Source organism: Bradyrhizobium sp. (assembly GCF_030697065.1).
Lineage (GTDB): Bacteria > Pseudomonadota > Alphaproteobacteria > Rhizobiales > Xanthobacteraceae > Bradyrhizobium.
Window position 1 is genome coordinate 1 of the sequence record NZ_JAUYQU010000167.1, and the last position, 5,162, is coordinate 5,162.

The following is a 5,162-nucleotide window of genomic DNA, read 5'->3' on the forward strand; positions in this document are numbered from 1 at the left end:
GTAATATGCATGGTCAAAAAAAACGCGGACCCAAAGGCCCGCGTTTTCGGCTCAAAATATGTGCGACGAGTCAGCGCGGTCCACGCGGACCGGTGCCCGGGCCGCCACGACCGCCGGCACCACCGCGTTCTGCGCCGGGACCGGCGCCAAACACCGGCTTCGGCTTCATCGGCAGCAGGCCCTCGCGCTGCAGCTTCTTGCGGGCAAGTTTGCGCGCACGACGCACGGCTTCGGCCTTTTCACGGGCCTTCTTCTCGGAGGGCTTTTCGTAATGGCCGCGGAGCTTCATCTCGCGGAAGATGCCCTCGCGCTGCATCTTCTTCTTCAGCGCCTTGAGGGCTTGATCGACATTGTTATCGCGAACGAGAACCTGCACGCGGCATCCTCTTTCAATTGATCGGATTTGAATTCTGGTAAAGCGAGGGGCTGGCGAAAGGCCAAGCCTTTAGCCCTGAGCGCGCGGATGTACCAGACAATGCCGGCAATGTCCACCTGCGGGAAGCCGGATTAATGTCGAAAATGGCCCGAATAACTCGGGATACAAGCGCAAAAAACGTGGTTCCCAGCCTTCAGCACGCCTTTAGCGTTCGGGCTGATCGTTACGACGAGGGCCGTGCCGCCAGGCGGTCAATCCGGCGCGCAACACCAAACCGGCGCTGTTCGTCGGCGGCTGGGCAAGTGGCGCAGCTCTGGCTGTTCTGGTGGCGCCCCTGATCGGTGGCGTGCCCGGCGGCGTGATTTATCGCTGGCTCAGCGACGAGCCTGCCGGCGTTGTCGATCGCCGCACGCCGACCCAGCCGGGGCGTCAGGCCGCTATTCTTTGGGCCCAAATACCTGCGTGACATGGCCCATCTTGCGGCCTGCCCGCGCCGGGCCCTTGCCGTAGAGATGCACGGTGGCGCCGGGCACGGTCAGCCACTGCTCGTAGTCGTTGATATCGTCGCCGATCAGGTTGGTCATGGTGACCGGGCCGTGACGCACCGGCTTGCCGAGCGGCCAGCCGGCAATGGCGCGGATATGCTGCTCGAACTGCGAAATCGATGCCCCGTCCAGCGTCCAGTGTCCGGAATTGTGCACGCGCGGTGCTATCTCGTTGACCAGAACCGTTGCTTCGCCCGTTCCTTGCACCACGAACATCTCGACCGCGAGCACGCCGACATAATCCAGCGCATGTGCGATCTTCTCGGCAATGCCCCGGGCCTGCGCCGCCAGCCCTTCCGGGATAGCGGCCGGCGCACGCGAGGTTTTCAGGATGTGGTCGCGATGTTCGTTCTCGGTGACGTCGAAGCATTCGACCTGGCCATCGGCCGAGCGGGCGGCGATCACCGAGATCTCCCGCTCAAACGGAACGAATGCCTCGAGGATTGCGGATCGGGTGGCGAGGTTTTCCCAAACCTGGCCGATATCGTCGCCGTCGCGAATGATCGCCTGGCCCTTGCCGTCATAGCCGAAGCGGCGGGTCTTTATCACCGCGGGCAGGCCAATGCGCGCGATCGCGGTGCGCAGGCTATCGACCGAGGATACATCGGCGTAGTCGGCGACGCCGATGCCGAGCCTGCTGATAAAATCCTTTTCGATCAGCCGGTCCTGGGTGGTTTCCAGGATTTTTTGCGTTGGCAAGACCGGCCGGCGCGCTGCCAGCACCATCGCGGTGGCGGCCGGCACATTCTCGAATTCGTAGGTGATGACGTCGACGTCGTTGGCGAACAACTCCAGCGCCTCGACATCGGCATACTCCGCGCAGGTTGCGTTCAGGACCACGTCGAAGGCCGGCGAATCCGGGTCCGGCGAAAAAACCTGGCAGCGCAGCCCGAGACGCGCCGCCGCCATCGCCAGCATCCGGCCCAATTGTCCGCCGCCGAGAATTCCGATGGTGTCGCCGGGCTTCAGCTTCACCTGATGGGAGGCCGTCACGCAGATCCCTCCGGGCGCTCGGCTACCGCCTCGGACTGGGCCTTGCGCCAGCCGGCCAGTCTGGCTGACAGCGCCGGGTCGTTCAGCGCGAGCACGCTGGCGGCGAGAAGGGCGGCGTTGATCGCTCCGGGCTTGCCGATCGCCAGCGTTCCGACCGGAACGCCCGCGGGCATCTGAACGATGGAATAGAGCGAATCAACCCCGGATAACGCCTTGGACTCGACGGGAACGCCGAACACCGGAAGTTCCGTCAGCGACGCGGCCATGCCCGGCAAGTGAGCGGCGCCGCCGGCGCCGGCGATAATGATCTTGAAGCCGGCCGCCTTGGCCCCTCTGGCAAAGGCGAACAGCCGGTCCGGGGTTCGGTGCGCCGACACAATGCGCTGTTCGCTTGGAATCCCGAGCGCGGCAAGCGTGTCGGCGGCATGGCGCATGGTTTCCCAGTCCGACTGGCTTCCCATGATAATGGCGACAGGGGCGGTCATAAGGTCAATTCTTTGCGGGAATCCAAAAGCATGGGCCGGATTATAGGGGCGGCCCGAGGTCTGGCCAAGGTCTGGCCATGCCGTGGCAAGGGGTCCGGAATGGACTATCCTGTCTTGGTGAATTCCGGCAAGCCTTGATCAGGGATGCCCCATGAAAAAGAAAACCAAAGCGACCGCTCCAGCCCCGGCGAAACGCCGCAAGGCGGGTGTGGCGAAGGCTGCGCCGAAGCGCGCCCGGCCGGCGAAGGCGGCGGCGTCGCCGCGGCCAACCGCCGCGCCGCCCGATGACGCCAAGCGGTCGGTAAGGCGGCTGAGGAGCCAGCTGGCCAGGGCGCAGGCGCGAATCGCGGAGCTGGAGGCTTCGGCGGATATCGACTTCCTGCTGGATATTCCCAACCGGCGCGGCTTCGAGCGCGAGCTTCATCGCTCGATCGCCTATATCAAGCGTTATCATGCCAGCGGCGCGCTGATCGTGCTCGACGTCGACCGCTTGAAGCCCATCAACGACGCATTCGGGCATGCCGCGGGCGATCAGGTGCTCAAGTCGATCGTGGCGGTGCTGTTGCGCCAGATCCGCTCGTCCGACGTGGTCGGACGGCTCGGCGGTGACGAATTCGCCCTCCTGCTGTGGAACCTGAGCGAAACCGACGCGAGGGCCAAGGCGGCGGCGCTGGAGCAAGCCATCGACCAGCTGGCATTCACCTTTCGCGGCCGCAGGGTGACCGCGGGCGCTTCCGCCGGCGTGGCGATCCTCGGCCCGAATGCCGAGGCCGGCCGCGCGATGGAACAAGCCGATAGTGCGATGTATGTGCGCAAGGCGCAGCGGCGGCATGAGGCGTAGCGACGGTTTTCCGGCAGGCCGATGCCGCCGCTGGACGAGCGACGGGGGTTTCTAGAAGCTGGCGGTCTGTCCAACTGCCGAGCAGGAACATGGCCACCAAACCCACCCCCTTTGCACTTCATATCCCGGACGCCGACATCGCCGACCTCCGCGGCCGTCTCGCCCGCACCCGTTTCCCCGACCAGGCGCCCGGCGAAGCCTGGGCCTATGGCACCGATGTCGCTTATCTCCGCCAGCTCACCGACTACTGGCGCGATACATTCGACTGGCGCGCCGAGGAAGCCGCGCTGAACGTCTTTCCGCAATTCCGCGTCCCGCTCGAGGGCATCGATCTTCACTATTTGCAGGTGCCCGGTGTCGGGCCGGACCCGATGCCTCTGCTTCTGCTGCACGGCTGGCCGGGCTCGGTATTCGAGTTTCTCGATATCATCCCGCGGCTCACCGACCCGGCGCGTTTCGGTGGCGACGCGCGCGACGCCTTTACCGTGGTGGCGCCTTCATTGCCCGGATACGGCCTTTCGTTTCAAGCTGGGCAGAAGCGGTTCGGCGTTCCTGAAATGGCGGATTGCGTTGCCGCCCTCATGCACGACGTGCTGGGATACGGCCGTTTCGGCGCGCAAGGGGGCGATTGGGGTGCCGCGGTCACCAGCCGGCTCGGCTATGCCTATGCCGACCGCATGATCGGGATTCATATCAATCTGATGATGGCCGCGGGCCGCGATGCCTCCGCCTTTCCCAATCCTAACGAGGAGGAGCGGCGTTACCTCAGCGAACTCGCACAGTGGATGCGCGAGGAGAGCGGTTATCAGTCGATTCAGGGCACCCGTCCGCAGACGCTGGCCTTCGGTCTGACGGATTCGCCTGCCGGACTGGCAGCGTGGATCGTGGAGAAATTCCGCGCCTGGTCCGATTGCGAAGGCGATGTCGAGCGCGCGATTGGTCGCGACCGCATGCTCGCGAACATTGCGCTTTACTGGTTCACCGGGGCAATCGGCTCGTCGTTCTGGCCGTATTATGCGCGGCTGCACGGCTCGGCGATCTTCCCCGCCGGCGCAACGATTTCGGTGCCCACCGGCTACGCGGAATTCCCGCGCGAAATCGTCAGGCCGCCGCGCCCGGCCGCGGCACGGGTGTTCACGGATATCAGGCGCTGGAGCATCATGCCCAGGGGCGGTCATTTCGCCGCGCTGGAGCAGCCGGAGCTGCTCGCCGATGAGGTGCGCGACTTCTTCCGGGAACTCCGGTAATGCCAAGATGATGTCTGGACCGAGAAGGGAGCGAATTCAAAGCCCGCTCAGATCATCCGGTACGCTGCCGAATTTTCGCAGCAGTTGCGCATCGCCAAATTCACCGATCATCGGGTCGCCGGTGCGGCTGAACGCGACCGCACCGATCGAGCCGGCGGTCCTGGACAGCACCTCCGCGCGCCGCAGCGCGCCTGAAGAGCTCTGGCATTCTTCCGCAGCCCCCGCGACCGGCGAACCGGTGTCGTCCTGCAGAAACGGCATTGCGACGTAATAGGTGACATCGGCCATCGTGCTGCTCCAGGTTTGGTCGCTCGGTCAGGCGGCGTCGCTGTTGGCATGGGCTGCTCTTGACGCGGTTTCCTCACGCGAACCGGACGCCGCCTCGCTTGCGAGCGCTACGGACGGCTCGCGGCCGGACGAGATCGCCGCCTGCAACTCCTGCAACTCGGTTTCCAGATATTCGTTCGCCATGATCAACGCCTTGATCGTGCTGCGCAGGTTTCCGTCACACATCGCGATGGCCTGGTCGCAGGCCTGTTCGTAACGATCGAAGTCGGGCAGTGGGGCGGTGTTGGACATCGAGGGATTTCCTGAGCTGACGAGGGGGCGCCAGGAAATGTTCCTATTTTGTTCTATTGGAGTCAAGGTCTGCTTAGGTTTTCACGATCAGTTTTG

At 64.5% G+C, this 5,162-nt stretch carries 7 protein-coding genes and 1 pseudogene; 3 read left to right on the forward strand and 5 right to left on the reverse strand.

Annotated features, from left to right (window positions below; translation table 11 throughout):
- Window positions 1-70: 70 nt before the first annotated feature.
- Window positions 71-376 carry a 30S ribosomal protein S21 gene (gene rpsU / locus Q8R73_RS13010; protein WP_305719953.1) on the reverse strand — a complete coding sequence of 102 codons (306 nt, stop codon included), beginning with the start codon at window positions 374-376 and terminating at the stop codon, window positions 71-73.
- A 247-nt stretch (window positions 377-623) separates the two neighbouring features.
- On the opposite strand from rpsU, the pseudogene Q8R73_RS13015 reads away from it, so the two are divergent.
- A pseudogene (locus tag Q8R73_RS13015) lies at window positions 624-842 on the forward strand (hypothetical protein); the annotation flags it as partial.
- Here the strand turns inward: Q8R73_RS13015 and Q8R73_RS13020 are convergent.
- Together Q8R73_RS13020 and purE are read right to left on the reverse strand one after the other, a co-directional pair.
- The gene (locus Q8R73_RS13020; RefSeq protein WP_305719954.1) at window positions 814-1,914 is read right to left on the reverse strand and encodes a 5-(carboxyamino)imidazole ribonucleotide synthase; all 1,101 of its coding nucleotides are present in this window, start codon (window positions 1,912-1,914) and stop codon (window positions 814-816) included. The pseudogene Q8R73_RS13015 and the gene Q8R73_RS13020 overlap by 29 nt on opposite strands.
- Window positions 1,911-2,399 (reverse strand): 5-(carboxyamino)imidazole ribonucleotide mutase, encoded by a 489-nt coding sequence (gene purE / locus Q8R73_RS13025; RefSeq protein WP_305719955.1) that lies wholly within the window; start codon window positions 2,397-2,399, stop codon window positions 1,911-1,913. The genes Q8R73_RS13020 and purE overlap by 4 nt, the downstream gene beginning before the upstream one ends.
- Window positions 2,400-2,550: 151 nt before the next feature.
- Here purE and Q8R73_RS13030 point away from each other — a divergent pair, with 151 nt between their 5' ends.
- Window positions 2,551-3,240, forward strand: coding sequence for a GGDEF domain-containing protein (locus Q8R73_RS13030; protein WP_305719956.1), 690 nt, complete (start codon window positions 2,551-2,553; stop codon window positions 3,238-3,240).
- 89 nt (window positions 3,241-3,329) lie between these two features.
- A complete protein-coding gene (locus tag Q8R73_RS13035; protein ID WP_305719957.1) occupies window positions 3,330-4,487 on the forward strand; it encodes an epoxide hydrolase family protein in 1,158 nt (385 codons plus the stop codon).
- A gap of 36 nt (window positions 4,488-4,523) precedes the next feature.
- Here Q8R73_RS13035 and Q8R73_RS13040 read toward each other — a convergent pair whose 3' ends face one another.
- Both Q8R73_RS13040 and Q8R73_RS13045 read right to left on the reverse strand, forming a co-directional pair.
- Window positions 4,524-4,775: a hypothetical protein gene (locus Q8R73_RS13040; RefSeq protein ID WP_305719958.1), complete on the reverse strand. Its 252-nt coding sequence runs from the start codon at window positions 4,773-4,775 to the stop codon at window positions 4,524-4,526.
- A gap of 27 nt (window positions 4,776-4,802) precedes the next feature.
- Window positions 4,803-5,066: a hypothetical protein gene (locus Q8R73_RS13045; RefSeq protein ID WP_305719959.1), complete on the reverse strand. Its 264-nt coding sequence runs from the start codon at window positions 5,064-5,066 to the stop codon at window positions 4,803-4,805.
- Window positions 5,067-5,162: the final 96 nt, after the last annotated feature.